Source organism: Dryocola clanedunensis subsp. sulfonylureivorans (assembly GCF_016756775.1).
Taxonomy (GTDB): domain Bacteria; phylum Pseudomonadota; class Gammaproteobacteria; order Enterobacterales; family Enterobacteriaceae; genus Dryocola; species Dryocola clanedunensis.
The window spans coordinates 74,505-95,795 of record NZ_JAERMU010000015.1; the positions used below are offsets into that span (position 1 = coordinate 74,505).

Annotated in this window: 23 protein-coding genes and 1 tRNA gene; 5 read left to right on the plus strand and 19 right to left on the minus strand. The window is 52.9% G+C overall.

Annotated features, from left to right (window positions below; genetic code table 11):
- Positions 1-2 precede the first annotated feature (2 nt).
- The gene (gene bcsF / locus HYQ67_RS16115) at positions 3-194 is read left to right on the plus strand and encodes a cellulose biosynthesis protein BcsF (protein ID WP_202305097.1); all 192 of its coding nucleotides are present in this window, start codon (positions 3-5) and stop codon (positions 192-194) included.
- The gene (bcsG, locus tag HYQ67_RS16120; RefSeq protein WP_202305101.1) at positions 187-1,866 is read left to right on the plus strand and encodes a cellulose biosynthesis protein BcsG; all 1,680 of its coding nucleotides are present in this window, start codon (positions 187-189) and stop codon (positions 1,864-1,866) included. The genes bcsF and bcsG overlap by 8 nt, the downstream gene beginning before the upstream one ends.
- Positions 1,867-1,898: 32 nt before the next feature.
- On the opposite strand, the gene HYQ67_RS16125 is transcribed toward bcsG, so the two are convergent.
- The 11 genes from HYQ67_RS16125 to HYQ67_RS16175 all read right to left on the minus strand — a co-directional run bounded on the left by HYQ67_RS16125 (position 1,899) and on the right by HYQ67_RS16175 (position 9,404).
- Positions 1,899-2,258, minus strand: a complete 360-nt coding sequence (locus tag HYQ67_RS16125) for an endonuclease domain-containing protein (protein WP_202305199.1) — start codon at positions 2,256-2,258, stop codon at positions 1,899-1,901.
- A 124-nt stretch (positions 2,259-2,382) separates the two neighbouring features.
- The gene (locus HYQ67_RS16130; RefSeq protein WP_202305102.1) at positions 2,383-3,282 is read right to left on the minus strand and encodes a LysR family transcriptional regulator; all 900 of its coding nucleotides are present in this window, start codon (positions 3,280-3,282) and stop codon (positions 2,383-2,385) included.
- 58 nt (positions 3,283-3,340) lie between these two features.
- On the minus strand, positions 3,341-4,525 hold the full coding sequence (locus HYQ67_RS16135) for an MFS transporter (protein ID WP_202305104.1): 1,185 nt from the start codon (positions 4,523-4,525) through the stop codon (positions 3,341-3,343).
- Between the two features lie 205 nt (positions 4,526-4,730).
- Positions 4,731-5,189 (minus strand): type II RES/Xre toxin-antitoxin system toxin, encoded by a 459-nt coding sequence (locus HYQ67_RS16140; protein WP_202305106.1) that lies wholly within the window; start codon positions 5,187-5,189, stop codon positions 4,731-4,733.
- Positions 5,186-5,629 carry an Xre family toxin-antitoxin system antitoxin gene (locus tag HYQ67_RS16145; protein ID WP_202305107.1) on the minus strand — a complete coding sequence of 148 codons (444 nt, stop codon included), beginning with the start codon at positions 5,627-5,629 and terminating at the stop codon, positions 5,186-5,188. Before HYQ67_RS16145 ends, HYQ67_RS16140 begins: the two co-directional genes overlap by 4 nt.
- A gap of 389 nt (positions 5,630-6,018) precedes the next feature.
- Positions 6,019-6,312, minus strand: coding sequence for a type II toxin-antitoxin system RelE/ParE family toxin (locus HYQ67_RS16150; RefSeq protein ID WP_202305108.1), 294 nt, complete (start codon positions 6,310-6,312; stop codon positions 6,019-6,021).
- Positions 6,305-6,547 carry a type II toxin-antitoxin system ParD family antitoxin gene (locus HYQ67_RS16155; RefSeq protein ID WP_202305109.1) on the minus strand — a complete coding sequence of 81 codons (243 nt, stop codon included), beginning with the start codon at positions 6,545-6,547 and terminating at the stop codon, positions 6,305-6,307. The genes HYQ67_RS16150 and HYQ67_RS16155 overlap by 8 nt, the downstream gene beginning before the upstream one ends.
- Before the next feature lie 77 nt (positions 6,548-6,624).
- Positions 6,625-7,191 (minus strand): helix-turn-helix transcriptional regulator, encoded by a 567-nt coding sequence (locus HYQ67_RS16160; protein ID WP_202305110.1) that lies wholly within the window; start codon positions 7,189-7,191, stop codon positions 6,625-6,627.
- 269 nt (positions 7,192-7,460) lie between these two features.
- The gene (locus HYQ67_RS16165) at positions 7,461-7,937 is read right to left on the minus strand and encodes a DUF2778 domain-containing protein (RefSeq protein WP_202305111.1); all 477 of its coding nucleotides are present in this window, start codon (positions 7,935-7,937) and stop codon (positions 7,461-7,463) included.
- Entirely contained in the window at positions 7,934-8,416 is a 483-nt protein-coding gene (locus HYQ67_RS16170) for an Hcp family type VI secretion system effector (RefSeq protein WP_202305201.1), read from the minus strand. The genes HYQ67_RS16165 and HYQ67_RS16170 overlap by 4 nt, the downstream gene beginning before the upstream one ends.
- A 478-nt stretch (positions 8,417-8,894) precedes the next feature.
- Complete coding sequence (locus tag HYQ67_RS16175; RefSeq protein ID WP_202305112.1) at positions 8,895-9,404, minus strand: hypothetical protein; 510 nt, start codon at positions 9,402-9,404, stop codon at positions 8,895-8,897.
- A gap of 129 nt (positions 9,405-9,533) precedes the next feature.
- On the opposite strand from HYQ67_RS16175, the gene HYQ67_RS16180 reads away from it, so the two are divergent.
- Positions 9,534-9,722 carry a type II toxin-antitoxin system HicB family antitoxin gene (locus HYQ67_RS16180; protein ID WP_202305113.1) on the plus strand — a complete coding sequence of 63 codons (189 nt, stop codon included), beginning with the start codon at positions 9,534-9,536 and terminating at the stop codon, positions 9,720-9,722.
- Between the two features lie 28 nt (positions 9,723-9,750).
- On the plus strand, positions 9,751-10,701 hold the full coding sequence (locus tag HYQ67_RS16185; RefSeq protein WP_202305114.1) for a restriction endonuclease: 951 nt from the start codon (positions 9,751-9,753) through the stop codon (positions 10,699-10,701).
- Between the two features lie 125 nt (positions 10,702-10,826).
- Here HYQ67_RS16185 and dppF read toward each other — a convergent pair whose 3' ends face one another.
- From dppF to eptB, 7 genes are all read right to left on the minus strand, one after another.
- A complete protein-coding gene (gene dppF / locus HYQ67_RS16190) occupies positions 10,827-11,831 on the minus strand; it encodes a dipeptide ABC transporter ATP-binding subunit DppF (RefSeq protein WP_202305115.1) in 1,005 nt (334 codons plus the stop codon).
- On the minus strand, positions 11,828-12,811 hold the full coding sequence (gene dppD, locus HYQ67_RS16195) for a dipeptide ABC transporter ATP-binding protein (protein WP_202305116.1): 984 nt from the start codon (positions 12,809-12,811) through the stop codon (positions 11,828-11,830). The genes dppF and dppD overlap by 4 nt, the downstream gene beginning before the upstream one ends.
- A 10-nt stretch (positions 12,812-12,821) precedes the next feature.
- Positions 12,822-13,724: a dipeptide ABC transporter permease DppC gene (dppC, locus tag HYQ67_RS16200; protein ID WP_202305118.1), complete on the minus strand. Its 903-nt coding sequence runs from the start codon at positions 13,722-13,724 to the stop codon at positions 12,822-12,824.
- Positions 13,725-13,732: 8 nt separating this feature from the next.
- Positions 13,733-14,752 (minus strand): dipeptide ABC transporter permease DppB, encoded by a 1,020-nt coding sequence (dppB, locus tag HYQ67_RS16205; RefSeq protein ID WP_202305120.1) that lies wholly within the window; start codon positions 14,750-14,752, stop codon positions 13,733-13,735.
- Positions 14,753-14,920: 168 nt separating this feature from the next.
- A complete protein-coding gene (gene dppA / locus HYQ67_RS16210) occupies positions 14,921-16,528 on the minus strand; it encodes a dipeptide ABC transporter periplasmic-binding protein DppA (RefSeq protein WP_202305121.1) in 1,608 nt (535 codons plus the stop codon).
- A 675-nt stretch (positions 16,529-17,203) separates the two neighbouring features.
- Positions 17,204-17,280, minus strand: a tRNA-Pro gene (locus HYQ67_RS16215).
- 100 nt (positions 17,281-17,380) lie between these two features.
- Positions 17,381-19,063 (minus strand): kdo(2)-lipid A phosphoethanolamine 7''-transferase, encoded by a 1,683-nt coding sequence (gene eptB / locus HYQ67_RS16220; RefSeq protein ID WP_202305122.1) that lies wholly within the window; start codon positions 19,061-19,063, stop codon positions 17,381-17,383.
- A 261-nt stretch (positions 19,064-19,324) separates the two neighbouring features.
- Between eptB and HYQ67_RS16225 the strand changes: the two genes are divergently transcribed.
- Positions 19,325-19,909 (plus strand): HD domain-containing protein, encoded by a 585-nt coding sequence (locus tag HYQ67_RS16225; RefSeq protein ID WP_202305123.1) that lies wholly within the window; start codon positions 19,325-19,327, stop codon positions 19,907-19,909.
- Here HYQ67_RS16225 and HYQ67_RS16230 read toward each other — a convergent pair.
- Complete coding sequence (locus HYQ67_RS16230) at positions 19,900-21,114, minus strand: L-lactate MFS transporter (RefSeq protein ID WP_202305124.1); 1,215 nt, start codon at positions 21,112-21,114, stop codon at positions 19,900-19,902. The genes HYQ67_RS16225 and HYQ67_RS16230 overlap by 10 nt on opposite strands.
- Positions 21,115-21,291: the final 177 nt, after the last annotated feature.

Below are 21,291 nucleotides of genomic sequence, written 5' to 3' on the forward strand. Positions count from 1 at the left end.
TCATGAACCTGACAGACATCCTTCAACTGATCGCGCTTTGTGCCATCGTGTTTATCCCCGTGGGCTATATAGCCCACCGCTGGCTACCGCGTCTGACGGCATTGATTCGCCTATTATTTTTAAAACCACGTTACGTGAAATCGGCCGGCACGCTGCGCCGCACTTCTGTCAAGGCAGACCATCGACATGACTAAAAAAGTACCGGCGGGCACTCCGCTAGCCCCTTTATGGCAATCCTGGCGCGGCCTCGGTGGCTGGAACTTCTACTATCTGCTGAAGTTTGGCCTGCTGTGGACGGGCTACCTTAACTTTCATCCGCTGGCAAACCTGGTGTTCGTCGCTTTTCTGCTCTTCCCGCTGCCGAGCCTGAAGCTCCACCGCCTGCGCAACTGGATTGCGCTGCCCGTGGGGATTGGCCTGTTCTGGCACGATACCTGGCTGCCCGGCCCGGAAAGCATCATGAGTCAGGGTTCGCAGCTGGCGGGCTTCAGCATGGATTACCTGATTGACCTGGTGACACGCTTTATCAACTGGGAGATGGTCGGCGCCGCCTTCGTGCTGCTGGTTGCCTGGCTGTTCCTGTCACAATGGATCCGCGTCACGGTGTTTGTCGTGGCCGCCCTTATCTGGCTGAACGTGCTGACTATCGCAGGGCCAGCAATCTCTCTGTTCCCGAGTGCGGCGCAAGCGCCGGCAGCGGCGACAGCGGGCGCAACCGCCACGGCGACGGAAACCGGCTCCGCCATTGCCCCGGTGCCCGGTGATATTCCGGCCCAGACCGCACCGCCAACCACTCAGAACCTGACGGCGTGGCTGAACAGCTTCTACGCCGCGGAGGCAAAACGCGTGACGACCTTCCCGACGTCGTTGCCCGCCGATTCGCAGCCGTTTGAACTGCTGGTGATCAACATCTGCTCGCTCTCCTGGTCAGACATTGACGCCGCGGGCCTGAGCAACCACCCGCTGTGGAAGCACTTCGATATTCTGTTTAAAAACTTTAACTCGGCGACCTCCTACAGCGGCCCGGCGGCGATTCGTCTGCTGCGCGCCAGCTGCGGCCAGCCGTCGCACAAAAACCTCTACTCGCCAGAAGGCAGCCAGTGCTACCTGTTTGAAAATCTGGCCAAGCTGGGTTTCACCCAGCACCTGATGATGGACCACAACGGCGTATTCGGTGACTTCCTGAAAGAAGTTCGCGAATACGGCGGCATGCAGTCGCCGCTGATGGATCAGAAAGGGTTGCCGACGGGTCTACTGTCGTTTGATAACTCCCCGGTCTACGACGATACGGCCGTGCTGAACCGCTGGATGGAAGGCGAAGAGCGCGAGCCGAATACCCGTAGCGCAACCTTCTATAACCTGCTGCCGCTGCACGACGGCAACCACTTCCCGGGCAACAGCAAAACCGCAGACTACAAAGTCCGCGCCCAGAAGCTGTTTGACGAGCTGGATGCGTTCCTGACGAATCTGGAGAAATCGGGCCGTAAAGTGATGGTGGTGATCGTGCCGGAGCACGGCGCGGCGCTGAAAGGCGATAAAATGCAGGTCTCCGGCCTGCGAGATATCCCAAGCCCGGACATCACCCACGTGCCGGTCGGCATTAAGTTCGTCGGCATGAAAGCGCCGCACGAAGGGGACGCCATTGAAATCACTCAGCCAAGCAGCATGCTGGCGGTGTCCGAGCTGGTCGCCCGCTCCGTCGACGGTAAGAACTTCGTGGCCGACCAGGTTGACTGGGACGCCCTGACGAAGAACCTGCCGCAGACCGCGCCGGTCTCTGAGAACTCGAACGCGATAGTGATTCAGTATCAGAACAAACCGTACGTGCGCCTCAACGGCGGCGACTGGGTACCTTACCCGCAGTAAAGCTGACGATATCGGTGGGGGTGACCCCCACCCTACCCCTCTCCCCCGGGAGAGGGGATAGATCGAGCGTTGAGCGACGCCAGTATCTCCATCAGCACGCCTTCCTGATTTGCTCTGAACTCATTATTCCAGAAACGCAGCACCTTCCATCCTCTCTTTTCCAGCCATCGCCTCCTTTCTTCGTCGTAACGGCGGTTTTCGTCATGCTGCCCCCCATCAAGTTCAACGATCAATTTTGCTTCCAGACAGGCAAAATCCACGATAAATGGTCTTAATGGATGCTGCCGCCTGAACTTAAATTCAGCAAATTGTCGATTCCTGAGAGACTTCCAGAGAATGCGTTCTTCGGGCGTCATATTCTGACGTAATGCTTTGATATGTTCTCTATCCATCCAGCGAGAATGCAAAGTATTTCGTTGTTTGTCAGAAGGAAGCATTCATTCTGGAAGCTGTATTCCAGACTGTCCCCTCTCCCTGGGGAGAGGGTTGGGGTGAGGGGTTACATAACCAACGCTATTAGCCCCTGTTAAACCGCTCCACCGCCCACTCGATAAACACCCGCAGCTTTGCGCTCAGATGGCGGTTGGAAGGATAAACCAGGAACATATTTTCCCCCGGCGGCTGCCAGTCGCTTAGTACGCTTACCAGCTCGCCGCTTTGCAGATGGGGCTCGGCCATAAACCTCAGCGTCTGGATTATCCCCAGCCCTGCCAGCGCCGAGGCCAGCAGCGCGTTGCCCTCGTTGACGCTGACCTGATAGCGATAAAGCAGCTCCATCGTTTTTCCCCGGTCGACAAAGCGCAGCGGCAGCACCCGGTCGTTTACCGCATGGCGATAGTGGGTCAGCGGGTAGCCCTGCTCCAGTTCAGCGGGGTGTTTTGGGGTGCCGTAGCGGGCGAGATAGTCAGGGGAGGCGCAGGTCACCCATTCCAGGTCGAACAAGCGGCGGGCAATCAGCGTGGAGTCGGCCAGCGGGCCGCTGCGGATCACGCAGTCTGCGCTGTCGTTAATCAGGTCGATATTGCGGTCGCCGACACCGAGGTCTATCTGAATCTGCGGATAGCGCTCAAGAAACTCCCTCAGCGCTGGCAGCAGAACGTGCTTTGCCGTTCCCCCACCCACGTCTATCCGCAGTACGCCCTGCGGCGCGCTCTGGGATTCGGTCATGCACCCTTCCATCTGCTCCAGGTCGGCGAGCCACTTCACCGTGCGGCGGTAATAGCACTCCCCTTCCGGCGTTACCGACACGCTCCGCGTGGTGCGCTGAAACAGCTTGGTTTGCAGATGGTCTTCCAGATTCTGAATCAGCTTGGTGACGGTGGCTTTCGGCATGCGCAGAGAGTCCGCCGCGCGGGTAAAGCCACCAGTCTCCACCACGCGGTTAAAAACGCGAATTGCCAGTAAATGATGATCCATAGCGTTCTCTGTGACAGCCCCGGACGCGCCCGGGACTGTTTATCGGAAGGAATAATCGTTATGACTGTTTAGCGCTAATCAGGCTGGTGCGCAAGGAGAGGCCGAACACCAGCGCGGCGGAAAGAATCAGCGCCCCGCCGAACAGCATCGCGCTGCTCACGCCCTGCCAGTCCACCACTTCACCGCCCAGCAGCGCGCCGGAGGCCAGAGCAATCTGGATAACGCACACCAGCAGTGCCTGCCCGGCTTCGGGAGCCTGCGGCACGTGCTCGAACATCCAGTTTGTCGCACAGACGGGCACCGCGCCGAACGCCAGGCCCCAGACCAGCACCATCAGCGTGGCGCCCGGCAGGCCGCTCAGGAACGGGGAAACAATCAAAATGCTCGCCAGCATAGCGGCGACCAGGATAAACGTGGCGCGCAGGCTATGCGCCGCCAGACGCTCCCCGGCAAACGTACCCAGCAGCCCCACGGCACCGTAGGCCAGCAACTGCACGGATATCGCCGACGGACTCAGCACGAACACCTGCTGCAACAGGGGGCGCAGGTAGGTGTAGGCGGCGAAATGCCCGACAAACAGCAGCACGATGGCAATCAGCCCAATGCGTGCCATCGGCAGGCGAAACGGCAGCAGCAGATCCTGCGGCGTGACGGGGCGGGACGGCGGCACGGGGGTTAACAGGCGCAGCTGGGCAATGAATACGCCGACCGCAAGGGCCGCGCTGCCGAAGAACGCCGCGCGCCAGCCGAACAGATCGCCGATCAACGCCCCGGCAGGTACACCACAAACTGCGCCAACGGAAACACCGCTAATAATCAGCGCCACGGCACGCCCCTGGCTGGCTTCGGGCACAAGATGACGCCCGTAGTTCATCGAGAAGGACCAGAATCCCCCCACGCAGACGCCGAGCAGCACGCGGCCCAACAGCATCATCGGGAAATTCACGGCAACGGCGGAGATAAGATTGGAGACCACCAGCAGCGCGGATAGCCCAATCATCAGCCAGCGCCGGTCGAGACGTCCCGAAATCAGGCTAAGCACGGGCGCCGCAACGGCGGCAACAATCCCTGGAGTGGTCACCATCAGCCCCGCCGTGCCCGTGCTTACGCCCAGCGACGGCGCAATATTGGTCAGCAGACCAATAGGCAGGAATTCGGTGGTGACCATCACGAAGCAGGCAACGGTCAGTGAGAAAACGGCCATCCACGATGTTAGTGCAGATTTATCTTTATTATTCAGCATAGTAACGCTCATCTCAGGTAGAAGCGCGATCCGCGCACAGGGCGCGAAAGTGACAGGGATCACAATCTACGCAGACCTGGAGGAGCGATAAATCCTTCAAACACGATTTCACTGTTTCTGTGGGTGAACAATGGAGGTTTTGTGGTGGAGAGGTGCGGTATCAGCGCATTGCTGGAATCTGGATATGGATGGGAGAAAATTGTCGTTACTTCAGTCTTTCATCAAATTTAAAAGGGATGACTTTGGCAGAGGAGATAACTGAAGCGGCCTGGGGATGATCTGGGTTTAGCAGGTAATTAAATTCGACCGGAGAGACCGCGCTGGGTACGCGTAATAAAAGCGATGAACCGCCAGCAATCCACGCATCCCCCAGAGACGTCAGCACCTGAGGCGTTTCGGATGCTGTCCAGCGCTCCGGCAACTGGGCGATATCAACCGTCTGGCTTAATGCTTCATCCACTTCAATGCACAGCAGTGTATAAGAATCCAGCAAACCGGCTGCGTTTAAATGCACCAGGGTTTCCAGCATGGTGAGTGAAGCGGCCTCCGAGAGATAGACCATCGACGTGCCCACGCTGTTCCAGCGGCCGCCGCCCTCTCTGGCGCCAAACCCGGACCAGGCAGAAGAGAGAAAGCGTGTTTTTGTCAGCCGAAAAAGCTTCACGAATAAACCCCGTGCTCAAGCCTTGTGATGAGCTTCATCACCTCATACGCCCCGGCTTCAGATGCCATTAACTCAGCGGGTGTTTTCCAGTCCAGCGCACGAACCGGCTCGTTTAGCCAGCGGCGGGCAGCGGCTTTATCGCCCTCGAAAAGCTCAACGGCCCTGTCCAGCACGCGAATAAACCGAACAATTTTTTCGCTCTGCTCCGGGGTGAAGCCATGCTTAATGCTACGGCTGAAGGTCGTAGCGGGAATGCCCGTAATACGTTTGAACTCGCTTTGCGTGATGTCCGCCCATTCCATCACCAGAGAAGCAACGCTACCGCTTAACCCGTTTTCAATCTGCGAGACGACAGCAATACCTTCCGCGCTTTCCAGCCCGGCGGCCTGCCACAGACGCGGTGGGGATGGCAATTTTTCTGCTGGTGTGAAAACTTTCATAGCTAATCTCCCATTTGGTATTTTTAGTATAACCATATGGGCATTAATGAGCAAATTACAGACAGAGGATGGAATCTGTGCTTCGACTGGGAGGTCGCTTGTCAGTGTTTTGCGGATCGTCTCTTCCATTGACGTCATTCCTTTTTGATTGACTACCGCCCTTGAGGCGCGCTTCCATTTATCTTTTGGAGAGTTTGGTAGTCATTATTAGCCCGGAAAAGGATTAATTTTGATCATGAGTTGTGATGTCGAGATGCCTCGCAAAAATGAAATTATGAACAACTTTTCATGCGAAATTTGCAGTAAATTCGTAGGGTGGATCAACGCCAGCACCATCCACCGCAAAGCCTTTCAGAAGGCGGATGACGCAAGCTTATCCGCCCTACCATTTACAAATCCTGGAAATGTAAAAGCGGTTCCATCTTGTGGTGAAGTATCCTGAGAATGAAAATATCCTGAGAACGGACGCGATAGAAAATGGCGTGCATTAGATACTCCAGAGGATAAATACCTTCGGCTATTTCAGGACTCTCACGACCAATGAAAGGAGAGGCAACAATCGACTCCAGGATGCTTTCCATGGATTCCGTATAGCCATCTGCCTGAGCCTCCCCAAAATTGATCAAGGTATACTCATAAATGCTGGCAAAATCCTCGGCGGCAAGTTTCGAAAGCTTATACATTCCGCTCCCGCTTTTTCTGTGCCGCAATCTCCCTTAAAGTCATGGAGCTTTCGCCACTCTCTTCGCCAGCAAACACCGCCCTTCTTAATACGGCAATTTGCGATTCTTTTTGCTCCAGCAGGCGCAGTGCAGAACGCACCACCTCGCTGGTTGACCCGTAACGACCATCGTCAATCATGCGATTCACGAAAGCATCCAGTTGGTCACCGATCGTAATGCTTGTTGTTCTTGGCATAGCACCTCCTGTGTTAATAGATAACACAGCTATAGCATAGCGGTGCCGTGGCGAGACAGGCTGAAGGGCAGCAAAGGCTACGCTTGCGGAAGAAGAGGCGCTTCAGGGGAGTGCTTCAGAACGTGAACAAGTTCGGTAATTCGCGCTTCTTCCTTTGAAGCACGGATACGAAGTGCCAGATTCCAGGTATTTAATTCCTTCGCATTCGCGACCAGCCCGGAATCCGCCGCAAGTCTGCCGCAGCTCTCTAACCACTGGGCAACCTCAGCCCAATCCCAGAGCGGAGATTGGCCTGAGATACGCTGGACGGGATTGGGGAAGTCACCTTTACCACGAGCACCATCTTTCAGCATGGTTATCGCCTGGCGCGACAAATCGGACAGTTCAGCAATATCACTTAACCCAACTAAAGTAGAATCAACAGATTCAACTCGGGCACCCATACCTGCGCTTTCTATATCCCGAATTGCAGTGGCAATAGCCACCTGAAGAGAGGGTGCTTCGCGGTCAAACTCCAGGTAAATAGCTTTACCGTAATAGCCGATCATCGCATCGCCACACCCCGCCTCAAAGAGCGCATCTTCATGGCCTTCGGTATCAAGGTTGATACCAGAAACCGTTAAAGTGAAATTGTAGAATTCCATAGATTATTCTGATTATGAATGCCGTTTAATGGATTTTCTTTTACAAAGAAGCGCAGAAAAGAAAATTAAAGCTGCATTGAAGCACATCGCCAGAATGCACAGAGCAAGAAAGTAATATTTATCCCAGTTATCACCCTGAATTACACCCGTATAGTTTGAGATGAAGCTATAGACAGTCACTTCAGGTACAAGAAGGTACAGAATGATGAGAATAATAATGTAGATAAACGACTCGCCTATCCATAGCAATGCATAGTTGATTGGTTTCATTAATAGACCTGCACTGTTCCAAACGCTTTGAGTGTTGGTGTTGCATTATAAGGTTTTGTTTTGAGCAACGCCTCACGCAAAAGCATAAAATCAGAAAGCCGTGGAAGAGTTATACACCCTTCGCTCACACCTTTATACCCCGCAGGATGTAAGCGAAAATGCCCTCTTTCCACATCTTCAATAAAAGTTAAATCATCAATATTGGAATCCTGCCGATACAACGCTAACCAGACACTCCTGTCTGAACCTGAAACAAAGGATGCAAAAGAGTCCCGAATACCGGTAAACAATCCCCCCGTCCCCCTCGTCACAATGTAGTAATTACCAGGAGGTAAAGGACCAATTTTGGGTATGGCAACATCAGTTGGATTGTTCCGACTTTTTCCCGAGCCCGAGTATGCAGGGAAAAAACCAATCCCAGGACAGGCCAAAGTTGAAAGGCTGCCACCGTTCAGATAAAAGGTGCAGCGGATCATCTATCATTCCAACTATCTGAAAAGATGATATTTCCATCATTATGTTTCCAGGTAATTTTTTCATATCGCAATGATACTGCTTCAAGATGATTATGCTTTTCTGCCGAGGGATTTTTACAGTCATGCATCATAGGACAAATAGAGATCACTTTTACGCCTTCAAGGAGCATATTGAAATACTCCTCTTCCTGGCCTGCATAGTTAATACGATACCATTTGAACTCAGCAGAAGTTAACGTTTGCCCTTTGACTACAGCCTTGTATAAATAAGGGCTCGATGAATCGAATTCCTTTTCAAAAATCATCGGAGCATGCACGCGAGCCCCAGTAATTTTACCTGTCATATTATCGGTAGGAAGGTACATTCCATGGCCAAAACTCAGAACTTCAATGCTTTGCTCTCTTCCCAGAACATCTACAGCCCCTTTGATATCTGCACCACCGTCATCTTTTAGCCACAGGTAAGCCGGAATAGCCATATTAAACCCTTCTAGTTTTGTGATATCCTCATTTATAACTTTGCCATCATTAAATTGAAAATTATTTCGTGCCATACATAAACGTTATATATTTCATGAAACCATAATTAATTTTTATAATGTATTAACGCTTCCGTTAATAATATTATTGTTTCCTGTAATTGTTTAGATTACTGGAAACTGTTTTTATAGATAATTAACATTAAGATCTGATAGCAAAAAAAATGACAAAATATATAGAGATCGCCATAGTTGGCGAGAAATGCGTTTTTACGACATCAGATGAAGATTGGGATAGCTGGTTCAGTAGCGAAAATGCGATGACGGATTTTATGTCAAACCGGGAGCAACCAGCAGAAGAAATCAGGGAATCTTCAGATTTGTAGCACAGAGACTCGACGGTCCGATAAATTATCAGGCAGAAAGCGCGCTTGCGTCATCCAACGACGGATGACGCAAGCTTATCCGCCCTACAAAATCAGTGAACCACCGGCTCGCTGTCTTCGTTTAGCAATATCAGCCCGGACGCTGAGCGAACAAAACGCGGAGCTTTAAGATCGTCGACCATTACATCAAGTAATTCAGACAATAACCCTGCGATCTTTTCTTCCTGCTCATACGGCTGGGGGCCTTGCAACAAAACCATAGTTAACGCAGAACAGTATTCCCGCAGGGTTTCAGAATCGCTGGAGAGCGGGCAGTGATAATCATCAGGATTTGCCGCGTTGAGCGTAAGGCGCTCGATCAAGTATTCCGGCAAAGGTGCTTTCAGCACGACTTTCAAAACCTCCAGCCCGGCATACAAACGGCCACACAGCGCCATACGCTCCGTCCGGTCGTCGCTTTCAATTAGCACATCGGCATGATGCTGGCAGTAGTCGAGCACCTGGAACAAATCCATGGTGGTATTGAGAGGGGTTTTCAGCAATGTAGTGATAGCGGGCTCGATTTCAGGGCGAGCAAATGTGTTACTATCGGCAGTAGCCATAGCGTTACTCCTATAACGTTTGTGGTCAGCCCTCGTCTGGTACTGGTAATACCTTTCGGGGGCGTTTTTCAGGCCGCCCACATAAAGGTACGTACCTGAATTACGCTTATTATGCTTGGAGCAAAATTTATGTCAACGGTTAAAAGAGATGCAATTCAGTCCAAATCAGGTAAAGCTCCTACATTTCAGATCCGCATCACACCTGAACTGAAATTACAATTTGAAGTTGCAGCGAAAGAAGCGGGGATGAGTTTGGGAAATTGGTTGAAAACGCTTGGGCGGAAGGAATTGGAACGTTTAAGGATCGACTCCAAATAATGATTTTTATGTAGGGGATTATATAATTATGAGAAAAACCACACCTAAAGATCTTATAGATGCAACAAAAATATCTTTAACCGAATGGTTAGAGTTAATAAATATCGAGCAGAAAGACAGATCCTTTTTAATAATGGACTACCAGTTTCCAACATCTCAGCATTTAAAAGAATATGTCGATAATATAGATGGTTACAGTGAACTTGAAGTGAAGGAATTGATTTTTAACTTCATAGTTCCTTCAGGTACAATGGGATGCGATGATTTTACATCTCGGTGGATTTTCGAGAGTGAGAAATTTAACATCCCTGAACTTATCAACAATGAAAGCTTTCTTAAAAGATTGATAATAGGCGATAAGGAAAATCCGCCTTGGCAATCAATATCATGGATTTTAGATTTACTACCGAACAAACCATATATGGCTATCGATGTTATAAGAGCTTTCTTTAATGCACATATCCAATATATGCCTGATGGAAGGATTTATGGCTATGAAGACATTATAACATTGATTAGAGCAAAGTTTATAAACCACAGTTTACCTACAAAAAGTCAAATACACAATATAAGACCATATGAGTTTGAATTTCTTTGTGCATATTTATATGAAAAAAAAGGATATAAAGTTAAAGTAACCCGTAAAAGCAGAGATGGTGGTTATGATGTTTTAGCAGAAAAAGAAACTGCTAGAGAATACGAAATCTTATATATTGAATGTAAACAATACGAAGGTAACGTTGGTGTAAGAATTGCCAGGAATGCTCTTGGACTCCTCAACATTAAAAATGCGACAAAATCCGTAATAATAACAAGCAGTGATTTTACAAAGGATGCATTAAATGTCGCCAAAGAATCAAAACGCCTAGAACTGATTAATTTAAATGACTTTGATAAAGACATGAGAAAATACGTTGATACAAATTGGGCATATAGAATAGACAACTACATTCTTCATATTCAGAAGAACGTTTCTTAACAGTAATATTATTATCTAGTAGTAGGGTGGATAAGCGCCATCCACCGCAAACCTTTCAGAAGGCGGATGACGCAGGCTTATCCGCCCTACAAATAAGAAAGCCGGGAAAATTCCCGGCTTTTTAATTAACGGATTTCCTCATTCTCATCCTGGTCAACGGCGAAGCAGGCGACCAGCTGGCCGCCATACTCCTTGAGCTGCGGCTGCAGCTGGGTGCAGGGGCCGAAGCGGCGGCGGCAGCGGGCGTTGAAGGCGCAGCCCGGCGGCGGGTTCAGCGGGCTTGGCAGCTCGCCGGTTAGCTTGATGCGCTCGCGGCGTTCGTCCGGGTTCAGACGTGGGGTCGCAGACAGCAACGCCTGGGTGTATGGGTGACGCGGGTTGGAGAAGATCTGATCTTTGGTGCCCTTCTCTACGCAGCGGCCCAGGTACATCACCATCACTTCGTCGGCGATATGCTCTACCACGGACAGGTCGTGGGAGATAAACACGTACGACAGCCCCATCTCCTCCTGCAAATCCATCATCAGGTTCAGCACCTGCGCACGCACCGAAACGTCCAGCGCGGAAACAGGCTCATCGGCAATCACCACGTCAGGATCTAACATCAGACCGCGGGCGATGGCGATACGTTGACGCTGGCCGCCGGAGAACATGTGCGGGTAGCGGTCGTAATGCTCAGTTTTCAGCCCCACTTTCGCCATCATCGCCAGCGCTTTTTCACGGCGCTCGGCTTTGCTCAGGCTGGTATTGATTTGCAGCGGCTCCTCCAGAATCTGCCCCACTTTTTTACGCGGGTTCAGAGAGCCGTACGGGTTCTGGAAGACGATCTGGATTTTCTGACGCCTGAGCTTTTCAGCCGTAACGTCCGGCACCAGCAGATCCTGGCCCTGGTAGTACAGCTCGCCGCCGGTTGGGATTTCAATCATCGTCAGCAGGCGGCCCAGAGTGGATTTTCCACAGCCTGACTCGCCCACTACCGCCAGCGTTTTGCCGCGCTCCAGCTCAAACGACACGCCGTCCAGCGCCTTCACCAGGCGTTCCTGTCCGAAGATGCCCTTCTTGACCGGATAGTGTTTCTTTAAATCGATGGCCCGCAGCAGCGGTTGCGCGGTGGCCTGTTCGGTACTCATAGCGTTGGCCTCCCGGCATCATCGAGGGGATAGTGGCACTTGGACTGGCGCCCATTGTCCACAAGGTTCAGTTCTGGCTCTTCCGCGCGGCAGCGGTCCGTGGCATACGGGCAGCGCGGGTTGAGCAGGCAGCCGTTCGGGCGGTCGTACTTGCCCGGCACCACGCCCGGCAGCGAGGCCAGACGGGCTTTATCCTGCGCAAACTCCGGCAGCGCGCGCAGCAGGGCCTGGGTATACGGATGGCGCGGCGCACGGAAGATATCCTTCGCTTCGCCCGTTTCCACCACCTGGCCTGCATACATCACGATGATTTTGTGCGCCGCTTCCGCCACCAGCGCGAGGTCATGGGTGATTAAAATCAGCGCCATGTTCTCTTTTTGCTGCAGCTCCAGCAGCAGCTCGATGATCTGCGCCTGGATGGTCACATCCAGCGCGGTAGTTGGCTCATCGGCAATCAGCAGTTTGGGCCGACAGGCAATTGCCATGGCGATCATCACGCGCTGGCTCATCCCGCCGGAAAGCTGATGGGGATAGACGTCGAGGCGCGAAGCCGCATCCGGAATGCCCACCAGGTTCAGCAGGTCGATTGCGCGCTGAACGCGTGTTTTTTTGTTGCCGCCCTGATGCACCTTAATGGCTTCCATGATCTGGAAACCAACGGTGTAGCACGGGTTCAGGCTGGTCATCGGGTCCTGGAAGATCATCGCCACTTCGGCACCGACCAGGTTACGGCGCTCTTTCTCGGAGATCTTTTGCAGGTCGCGGCCATTGAACTCCAGCTTCTCGGCCATGACGCGGCCGGGAAAATCAATCAGCCCCATAATCGCCAGTGAGCTGACGGACTTGCCAGAGCCGGACTCGCCGACGATACCCACGACTTCGCCCTGGCTTACGCTATAGCTGATACGGTCTACGGCACGGAACGGGGTGCCTTTGTCGCCAAAGTGCACCGATAATTTATCTACATTCAATAACGCCATCTCGAACCTCTTACTGCTTCAGTTTAGGATCGAGCGCGTCACGCAGCCCGTCACCCATCAGGTTAAATGCCAGCACCGTCAGCAGGATTGCCAGACCCGGGAAGGTCACAACCCACCAGGCACTTTGCGCAAACTGCAGCACGTCGGAGAGCATGGTGCCCCACTCCGGCGTTGGCGGCTGCGCACCCATGCCAAGGAAGCCAAGGGCGGCCATATCGAGAATGGCGTTAGAGAAGCCAAGAGAGGCCTGCACGATAAGCGGTGCAAGGCAGTTCGGTAAAATATTGATGAACATCTGGCGCATCGGGCTTGCGCCCGCGACACGGGATGCCGTCACATAATCACGGTGGACTTCCACCAGCACCGCGCCGCGCGTCAGTCGCACATAGTGCGGCAGAGCAACGAACGTCAGGGCCAGCGAGGCGTTCACTATCGACGGGCCGAAGATCGCCACCAGCACCAGCGCCAGCAGCAGGCTTGGCAACGCCAGCATGATGTCGACGACACGCATGATGATGTTGTCGATGATGCCGCCGAAGTAGCCGGCAATCAGGCCCAGCACCACGCCCATCACCAGCGACAGCACAACCACCAGGCAGCCGACCAGCAGCGACAGGCGCGCGCCGTACATCAGGCGGGCCATGATGTCGCGGCCAACGTCATCGGTGCCGAGGATAAACTGCCAGCTGCCGCCTTCCTGCCAGACCGGCGGGTGGAGCAGCGCATCGCGGAACTGTTCAGCCGGGCCGTGCGGAGAGATGAAGTTGGCGAAGATGGCGATCAGAATCATCACCGTGACATACACCAGGCCGACAACCGCGCCTTTGTTACGTTTGAAGTAGTGCCAGAATTCCTGGAAGGGCGTCATCGGTTTTGGCGCCGCCACCACTTTTGGATCAGTTATTTGCGTCATGATGGCCCTTATTTCTTATGGCGGATACGCGGGTTCACCACGCCGTACAGCAGGTCGACAATCAGGTTAACGAGGATAATCATCGTCGCCACCAGTAAGACACCGCCCTGCACTACCGGGTAGTCACGACGCTGCAATGCGTCAATCAACCAGCGGCCAAGGCCGGGCCAGGAGAAGATAGTTTCCGTCAGGATCGCACCGGCCAGCATGGTACCGACCTGCAGGCCGATAACGGTGACGACAGGCAGCATGGCGTTACGCAGAGCGTGAACCACGATAACGCGCATGCGCGTCAAACCTTTGGCGCGAGCGGTACGGATGTAGTCCTCACCGAGCACTTCCAGCATCGCCGAACGTGTCATACGCACGATAACCGCCAGCGGGATGGTGCCGAGCACGACGGCAGGCAGCACCATATGGGCCAGCGCGTCGATAAAGTCGCCCTTCTCGCCCCAGATGGCGGTGTCTATCAGCATGAAGCCGGTGAGCGGCTGGCTGTCGTCCAGGAAGACGATGTCGCTTATTCGCCCGGATACCGGGGTCAGGTTCCAGTACACCGAAACCAGCATGATCAGCATCATTCCCCACCAGAAGATAGGCATGGAGTAGCCGGTCAGGGCCAGGCCTACCGCGGTGTGGTCAAACACGGAACCGCGCTTCACGGCGGCCAGTACGCCAACCGGGATACCCACGGCAACGGCGAAGATCATCGCGCACACGCCGAGTTCCATCGTCGCTTTAAAGCGCGGCACGAACTCATCCCAGACCGGGAGGCGGCTTTTTAAGGAGATGCCCAGATCGCCATGCATCACGCCCCAGACGTAATGGAGGTACTGCTGCCACATCGGCTTATCAAGGCCAAGTTCTGCCAGCAGCTGTGCATGACGAGCAGGAGAAATGCCTCGCTCGCCGGCCATGATCAGCACCGGGTCACCGGGGATCATATGCACGAAGGCGAAGGTCAGTAGGGTAATACCGATAAACGTGGGGATAACTAATCCCAGACGTCGGAGGATAAACTGCAACATAACCCGGATTCTCTGTAGTGACGTCGCGCCTGGTCACGCTTCGTCTGTATTGCTCACAAATTACAAATAATACGCCCCTCTCTGCCACGGCCTCAGCGGTGGATGGCGCTGGCGCTTATCCACCCTACAACTTCACAGGGTGGATAATGAGAGAGGCTATCGTGCTTATTATTCTACTGAGACGTTCTCAAAGTGGTGTTTGCCCAACGGGTCAACCACGTAGCCTTTCACTTCTTTGCGCACCGGCTCATAGACGGTGGAGTGGGCAACGATCAGCGCCGGAGCCTGGTCATGCATCACTACCTGAGCCTGCTTGTACAGCTCGATACGCTTGTTGTGATCTTCGGCCGCGCGAGCAGGCTGGATCAGGTCTTCAAACGGCTTGTAGCACCAGCGGGAGTAGTTGGAGCCGTCTTTCGCTGCTGCACAGCTAAACAGGGTAGCGAAGAAGTTGTCCGGATCCCCATTGTCCCCGGTCCAGCCCATCATCACCGCCTGGTGCTCACCCGCTTTGGCGCGCTTCAGGTACTCGCCCCACTCGTAGGTGACGATTTTGGCGGTCACGCCCACTTTCGCCCAGTCAGCCTGAATCATCTCTGCCATACGGCGAGCGTTCGGGTTGTATGGACGCTGAACAGGCATTGCCCACAGGTCAACGGTGAAGCCATCGGCGTGGCCAGATTCTTTCAGCAGCGCCTTCGCTTTCTCCGGATCGTAGGTGTAATCCTTCACGGCGTCGTTATAGCCCCACATGGTTGGTGGGATCAGGTTTTTAGCCGCGGTGCCCGCGCCCTGATAAACCGCCTTGATGATCGCTTCTTTGTTCACCGCGTAGGTCAGCGCCTGACGCACTTTCACGTCGTCAAACGGCTTTTTCTCGGTGTTGAAAGAGAGGTAACCCACGTTCAGGCCAGCCTGTTCCATCAGGTTGATGTTCTTATCCTGCTTCATGCGAGCGATATCAGCCGGGTTCGGGAACGGCATAACCTGGCACTCGTTTTTCTGCAGCTTGGCGTAACGCACGGAGGCGTCAGGCGTGATGGAGAAGACCAGACGGTCGATCTGCGGTTTGGTCCCCCAGTAGCCCGGGAACGCTTTATACAGAATGCGGGAGTCTTTCTGATACTTCAGCAGCTGGAACGGCCCGGTACCGATTGGGTTCAGGTCGATTTTTTCCGGCGTGCCGGCTTTCAGCATATTGTCCGCGTACTCTTTGGACAGGATCGAGGCAAAGTCCATCGCCATATCGGCAAGGAACGGCGCTTCAGGACGGGTCAGCACGAACTGAACCGTGTCGTCGTCCACTTTCTTAATTTCGCTGATCAGATCCGGCAGGCCCATGCCTTCGAAGTATTCGTAGCTGCCGCCAGAAACTTTATGGTACGGGTTCTGAGCGTTTTTCTGACGGTCGAAGGAGAACACAACGTCGTCGGCATTCAGGTCACGCGTTGGTTTGAAGTCTTTATTGTCCTGCCACTTCACGCCTTTGCGCAGGTGGAAGGTATAGGTTTTACCGTCTTCGCTCACTTCCCACTTTTCAGCAAGGCCAGGGACGATTTCGGTGGTGCCGATTTTGAACTCTACCAGACGGTTATAGATTGGCACCGAGCTGGCATCGTAAGTGGTACCAGAGGTGAACAGCTGTGGGTTAAAACCTTCAGGCGAGCCTTCTGAACAATAGACGAGGGTTTTAGCCTGAACGCTGGCTGCTACGGTCAAAGCGACGAGGCTCAGACCAAATTTCAGCATCCCTGACTTCTTCAAGGAAATACTCATTCTTCCGCTCCAATGTGAGATGTGTTGTTTTTATCCGTGAGACCTTTGTTATTTGTTTGCGGTCCGTACGGTGTGCCCGAAGGCGAGTGGTGAGGCCAGGGAATTCCATGCTTCTGGAGAGCTGTGTGGTAGTGCGGGCTGTCCATAAATTGCCCCTCACGCCCTACAATCTGTCAACAGTTCGTTAAAACGTCAATACAGGTAGCGGGGATTTGCAGCAGGGGTGAGAAACCGCAAACAAAGTTAAAAAAAAGCGGGCGCGGGTATTTCCAGCAGGGAAATTTATGCTACGGGCTTGTTACCAGAATATTACACTGCTTATTTTGCGCGCAATAGCGCAAATCGATTGTTCACATTTTATGAAAATTCTTGCCGGACGGTGATTATATGAACGATTTATTTTGTGTTCGGCCTCTGCAATAGCGAATTGTGCTGGCAGCAAACATAAGCAGTGACGCAAAAAACCACGCTCTTTCATAACAAAAAACAATGGAATATGTCACAAAACGATTTAAAGGCGGGGATAGCACGATGGAAGGGGTATTTTCAGCAGGAATGGAGATCTTGTAGGACAGATCCATCCGCCGTTGTGTCCGGGGTAGTTGTTGGATGACGCTTCGCTTATCCAACCTACAGATGCAAAAAACCCCGCTAAAAAGCGGGGTTTCTTAAATGTGGTCGGCGAGAGAGGATTCGAACCTCCGACCCACTGGTCCCAAACCAGTTGCGCTACCAAGCTGCGCTACTCGCCGAATGCGGAGCGCATCTTACTGCGCACCGTTTTAGCCGTCAATCCCTTAAATTAAAAATACAAATCAATTGATTTAAAAGACAGCGATTGTTGAATCAATGTTACTTTGCAGCCTTCTGCGGCACGTGACACCAGTTGTTGTTCTCGTTAATTCCGCCGTTCGGCGAAGTGTAACCCAGGCAACCCATAATGGTGTCATACAGCTCGACATGACGATGTGGGATCTTCATCGCCGCCTGCTCTTTCATATGTTCAAAGGAGCGTGCACGGTCAGGATTTTGCAGATACTTATCTGACGCCCACAGCATCAACGGTACGCGGAACTGCTCCGGTGGAGCCATGAAACGTGGTGTCCCGTGCAGATGCTTATGCTCGTTGATGGATTCCCCGTGATCTGCGGCATAGAAGATAATCGCCTTCTTATCGCGGAACTGGTCAATCACATCCGTCAGCACCGTATCGATATAAAGTATCGAGTTATCGTAGGCGTTGATCATCTGCTGTTTGGTGCACTCTTTGTCGACGCTGACACATTCAGGTGTCCACTTCGCGTAGCTGCGCGGATAACGCTGCACGTAGGAGAAGTGCGACCCTTTGGTATGCAGAATGATCAGATGCTTGCCGTCCGGGTGTTTATCGAGCGAACGCTTCACCTCCTCCACCAGCAGCATGTCATCCACTGTCTTACCACGGTTACGCGGCTCGGCGGCAATCTGCTCGCGGTAGGCAATGTTGTCCGCCATGGTGTTACCGTAGAACCAGACTTCACTCTGCATCGCAAACAGGTCAGTGCTAAAGCCCAGCTGCTTAAGAACGGCAAAGACGTTTTGTTCTTTCAGGGTGCGCTGTGGATTATCTTCCGTGCCGCCTTCGCGTACAAACATGCAGCGCAGGGAGAGCTTAGTGGCGGTGTCGCAAGACTGACCACGGAACGCGACCAGATTTTTTTCCTTCGCCAGTTTCGGCGTGGTATCCCGGTCATAGCCCAGAAGCCCCATGTGATCCCAACGTGTCGTTTCGCCAATCACGAACACCACGTAGGTATCATCAAGATCTTTTGGCGCAACATAGGTGAATTTTTTCGCCGGGTTCATCAGCGAACTGTTATCGCTGGACTCGTCCGCCTGCGCCCAGGCATATAAACCCAGTGCCGATACCCAGTTCGAAGGCAGATAAGAGTTCGCCACCACGCCGCCGTAGCTGGCCAGGTCAACGGTAGAGCGTTTCTCGTCACGGCTCTGGAAGTGATCCAGCAGACGCAGCGGGCCCCAGGCAAGCAGACCGGCCAGCAGGACGATACCCACACTTCGCACACGGTGCCGACGGGTTTGTAATTGTTTCAGCAGGGTATAGCGACAAGTGTTGCTCCAGATAAGAATCAGCGGCAGTGCGCTCACGATAATCATCCAGATAACAAAATGGTAGCCAACAACCTCTTTAGAAAGATCGATATCCGTTGTCATAACCGAAGCGATGATGCCGTAGCCGATCACCACATTAAGGAAGGTCATGTAATAGCTGGCACCGACGGAAAATAGCACGACGAGGCTTGCAAGTACGCGCCACACCGTTCGTCCAAACAGGGAAAGCAGACGGAGTAAGAAAAATGTAATCAACACACAGGCGGCGACTTCAGCCACGGCAGCAAATCCTTTCCATGCCATAAAGCTCTGTGCGAAGCTGTTAAAACGGTGATAAAAAACTGAGATGTTCAGAAACAGGCCGATGTATACCGCTAACAGAAAACATAATTTCTGCTGGGTCATCGATTTAATATAATTCATTCAATTGTCCGGAATAAAGCGAGTAAAGCTTCTCAAAGACTATTCAGACTCCTCGTTTGCAGCAGAGTTCTGAACGGTAGAAAATAGCCAACGAATCGGGACGATTCTTAGACACAGGTCACAAGACTTGCGCCGCGTAGTAGAGCACAGCGGTCACGAAATGTATCGCCATAAAACGCGATAATATGTGTTCTTTACATTTTGCCAATAACATATTTGCAGCTTGAATTTGCGCAGTCCAGGCACCCGGAGAGGCCACCTATGCAGACCTTAGAAGAGCGCGCCCGTCGATTCGCCAGTAAAGCTCACGCCGCCAGTGAGCAACGGCGCAAATATACCTATGAGCCTTACATCGTCCATCCTGCCGCCGTGGTGGAACTGGTGCGCAGCGTCTGCGATAACGAAGAGGTGCTGGCCGCCGCCTGGCTACACGATACGGTGGAAGACACCGACACAACGATTCTCGATATCGAAGAGCGTTTTGGCCCGCGGGTTGCCGCCCTGGTATTGATGCTCACCAACCCTGAACAGCCCCCCGGCACCAATCGCGCCCACCGCAAACGCGCTCATTTCCTGCATACCGCGCAGGCCAGTGCGGATGCACAGACCATTAAGCTTGCAGATATTATTGATAACACGCGTGAAATACTGAGATATGACGCCCATTTCGCACGGGTTTATCTCATCGAAAAGCGGTTACAGTTGGCGGAGATGAAACGCGGGAATGAAGCACTGAAAGCGCGGGCGGAAAACATTGTCGAGGAAGGTATTTCACAATTAATGATGCCGCCGTATAACGTCCCGGCGGCATGGTTTACTCAGCTGATGGCGCGCTATCAGGCGTGAGCGTGCTCGTGCTCCTGCTGCATCTCTTCACGAGTCGGTTGGCGAATCGTGGTGGACAAGGCCAGAGAGAGAATCAGCAGCGCGAAGATAACGCAGAAGGTGATATAGAAACCGCCGAACAGTGACGCAATAATCGATCCGCCAAGGCTGCCAATACCGAAGCCCAGATAAATCACACCGTAGTTTTTAGTCAGGTTGTTCAGACCGAAAAACTCGCTGACCAGTGAAGGATAAACGGTGATGGTGCCGCCGAAGTTAAAGGCAACGCAGGCGATGGCCGCAAAGAATGTTGCTTCGTTAAGCGGAGCAAACAGCAGCGCCGCCATCCCCACCAGCGAAATAACCTGGCCGATGGTGATAACGCGGATACGTGCAATCTTATCGGAGAGAATGCCCAGCACCAGGCGGCCGCTCAGGTTAGCAATCGCTATCACTGTTACCGCATTGGCAGCAGAAACCGCGTTTAAATGCACCATACCCTGGGCGATATCTTTCGCCACGCCAATCACATACAGGCCGCTCATGCAGGCCGTCAGGAACATCACCGCCAGCATCCAGTACTGCGGCTTACGCATGGATTCTGCCAGGGTAAAGTCGTTTTCGGTCACGCCGTTAACGGACTGGGCTTCGTGAGCCGGCGCATCCTTCATCAGCGTTGCGCCAAACAGAATCATCACCATCACAATCGCACCCCAGATCATAAAGGTGTTTTCCAGACCATAGGTCGCCAGCAGATGGGTATCGATATATTTGAAACCAAGGCTGCCAAGGCCGTATGAGCCAATGGCAAAGGCGGAAATCAGCCCCTTACGCTCCGGGAACCATTTCACGCAGTTGGAAAGCGTCAGCAGGTAGCCTGCACCATCGGCAAGCCCGACCAGCACACCAGCGCTGAGCCACAGCATCATCAGGTTGTTAGCGTGAGCGGTCAGGAAGAAACCAACTGCCAGCAGCACACCTGCCGCCATGGTGACTTTACGAACGCCAAAGCGCTCCTGCAATTTACCGGCCACGGAAGAAGAGATGGCCAGTCCGAGACTTAACAGACCAAACGAGAAAGCAACCTGGCTGATAGGTTCATCGAGCTTTTGCGACAGCGCGCTGTTAAACAGGCTCCAGGTATAAACAGATCCCAGTGCAAACTGGGTAATGACGGTCCCGATGAGGGTTAACCAGCGGGTGCGGTTATATTGAGCAGTATTCATGGCAGATGTCCTGCAATTCTTAAGGGAAGTTATCTGCCGCCTACCATAGCGAAGCGCATTTTATTCCAGGAGAAAAAGGCATGAACTGCACGAGAGACGGAATGAAATGCACCTGAGCGGGAATGAATGACCTTGAACGCCTGTGGGCATTAATGTTTGTGAGTGGTTACTATCACC

What these genes read in the sequence shown, in the direction of transcription:
- HYQ67_RS16150 (WP_202305108.1), bottom strand. Translation starts at nt 6,312, where the DNA reads ATGTATAAGCTTTCGAAACTTGCCGCCGAGGATTTTGCCAGCATTTAT.
- HYQ67_RS16125 (WP_202305199.1), bottom strand. Translation starts at nt 2,258, where the DNA reads ATGGATAGAGAACATATCAAAGCATTACGTCAGAATATGACGCCCGAA.
- HYQ67_RS16180 (WP_202305113.1), top strand. Translation starts at nt 9,534, where the DNA reads ATGTCAACGGTTAAAAGAGATGCAATTCAGTCCAAATCAGGTAAAGCT.
- HYQ67_RS16170 (WP_202305201.1), bottom strand. Translation starts at nt 8,416, where the DNA reads ATGGCTATTCCGGCTTACCTGTGGCTAAAAGATGACGGTGGTGCAGAT.
- HYQ67_RS16135 (WP_202305104.1), bottom strand. Translation starts at nt 4,525, where the DNA reads ATGCTGAATAATAAAGATAAATCTGCACTAACATCGTGGATGGCCGTT.
- dppF (WP_202305115.1), bottom strand. Translation starts at nt 11,831, where the DNA reads ATGAGTACCGAACAGGCCACCGCGCAACCGCTGCTGCGGGCCATCGAT.
- HYQ67_RS16145 (WP_202305107.1), bottom strand. Translation starts at nt 5,629, where the DNA reads ATGAAAGTTTTCACACCAGCAGAAAAATTGCCATCCCCACCGCGTCTG.
- HYQ67_RS16185 (WP_202305114.1), top strand. Translation starts at nt 9,751, where the DNA reads ATGAGAAAAACCACACCTAAAGATCTTATAGATGCAACAAAAATATCT.
- dppC (WP_202305118.1), bottom strand. Translation starts at nt 13,724, where the DNA reads ATGACGCAAATAACTGATCCAAAAGTGGTGGCGGCGCCAAAACCGATG.
- dppA (WP_202305121.1), bottom strand. Translation starts at nt 16,528, where the DNA reads ATGAGTATTTCCTTGAAGAAGTCAGGGATGCTGAAATTTGGTCTGAGC.
- dppD (WP_202305116.1), bottom strand. Translation starts at nt 12,811, where the DNA reads ATGGCGTTATTGAATGTAGATAAATTATCGGTGCACTTTGGCGACAAA.
- eptB (WP_202305122.1), bottom strand. Translation starts at nt 19,063, where the DNA reads ATGAATTATATTAAATCGATGACCCAGCAGAAATTATGTTTTCTGTTA.
- HYQ67_RS16175 (WP_202305112.1), bottom strand. Translation starts at nt 9,404, where the DNA reads ATGGCTACTGCCGATAGTAACACATTTGCTCGCCCTGAAATCGAGCCC.
- HYQ67_RS16130 (WP_202305102.1), bottom strand. Translation starts at nt 3,282, where the DNA reads ATGGATCATCATTTACTGGCAATTCGCGTTTTTAACCGCGTGGTGGAG.
- HYQ67_RS16155 (WP_202305109.1), bottom strand. Translation starts at nt 6,547, where the DNA reads ATGCCAAGAACAACAAGCATTACGATCGGTGACCAACTGGATGCTTTC.
- HYQ67_RS16225 (WP_202305123.1), top strand. Translation starts at nt 19,325, where the DNA reads ATGCAGACCTTAGAAGAGCGCGCCCGTCGATTCGCCAGTAAAGCTCAC.
- dppB (WP_202305120.1), bottom strand. Translation starts at nt 14,752, where the DNA reads ATGTTGCAGTTTATCCTCCGACGTCTGGGATTAGTTATCCCCACGTTT.
- HYQ67_RS16230 (WP_202305124.1), bottom strand. Translation starts at nt 21,114, where the DNA reads ATGAATACTGCTCAATATAACCGCACCCGCTGGTTAACCCTCATCGGG.
- bcsG (WP_202305101.1), top strand. Translation starts at nt 187, where the DNA reads ATGACTAAAAAAGTACCGGCGGGCACTCCGCTAGCCCCTTTATGGCAA.
- HYQ67_RS16160 (WP_202305110.1), bottom strand. Translation starts at nt 7,191, where the DNA reads ATGGAATTCTACAATTTCACTTTAACGGTTTCTGGTATCAACCTTGAT.
- bcsF (WP_202305097.1), top strand. Translation starts at nt 3, where the DNA reads ATGAACCTGACAGACATCCTTCAACTGATCGCGCTTTGTGCCATCGTG.
- HYQ67_RS16165 (WP_202305111.1), bottom strand. Translation starts at nt 7,937, where the DNA reads ATGATCCGCTGCACCTTTTATCTGAACGGTGGCAGCCTTTCAACTTTG.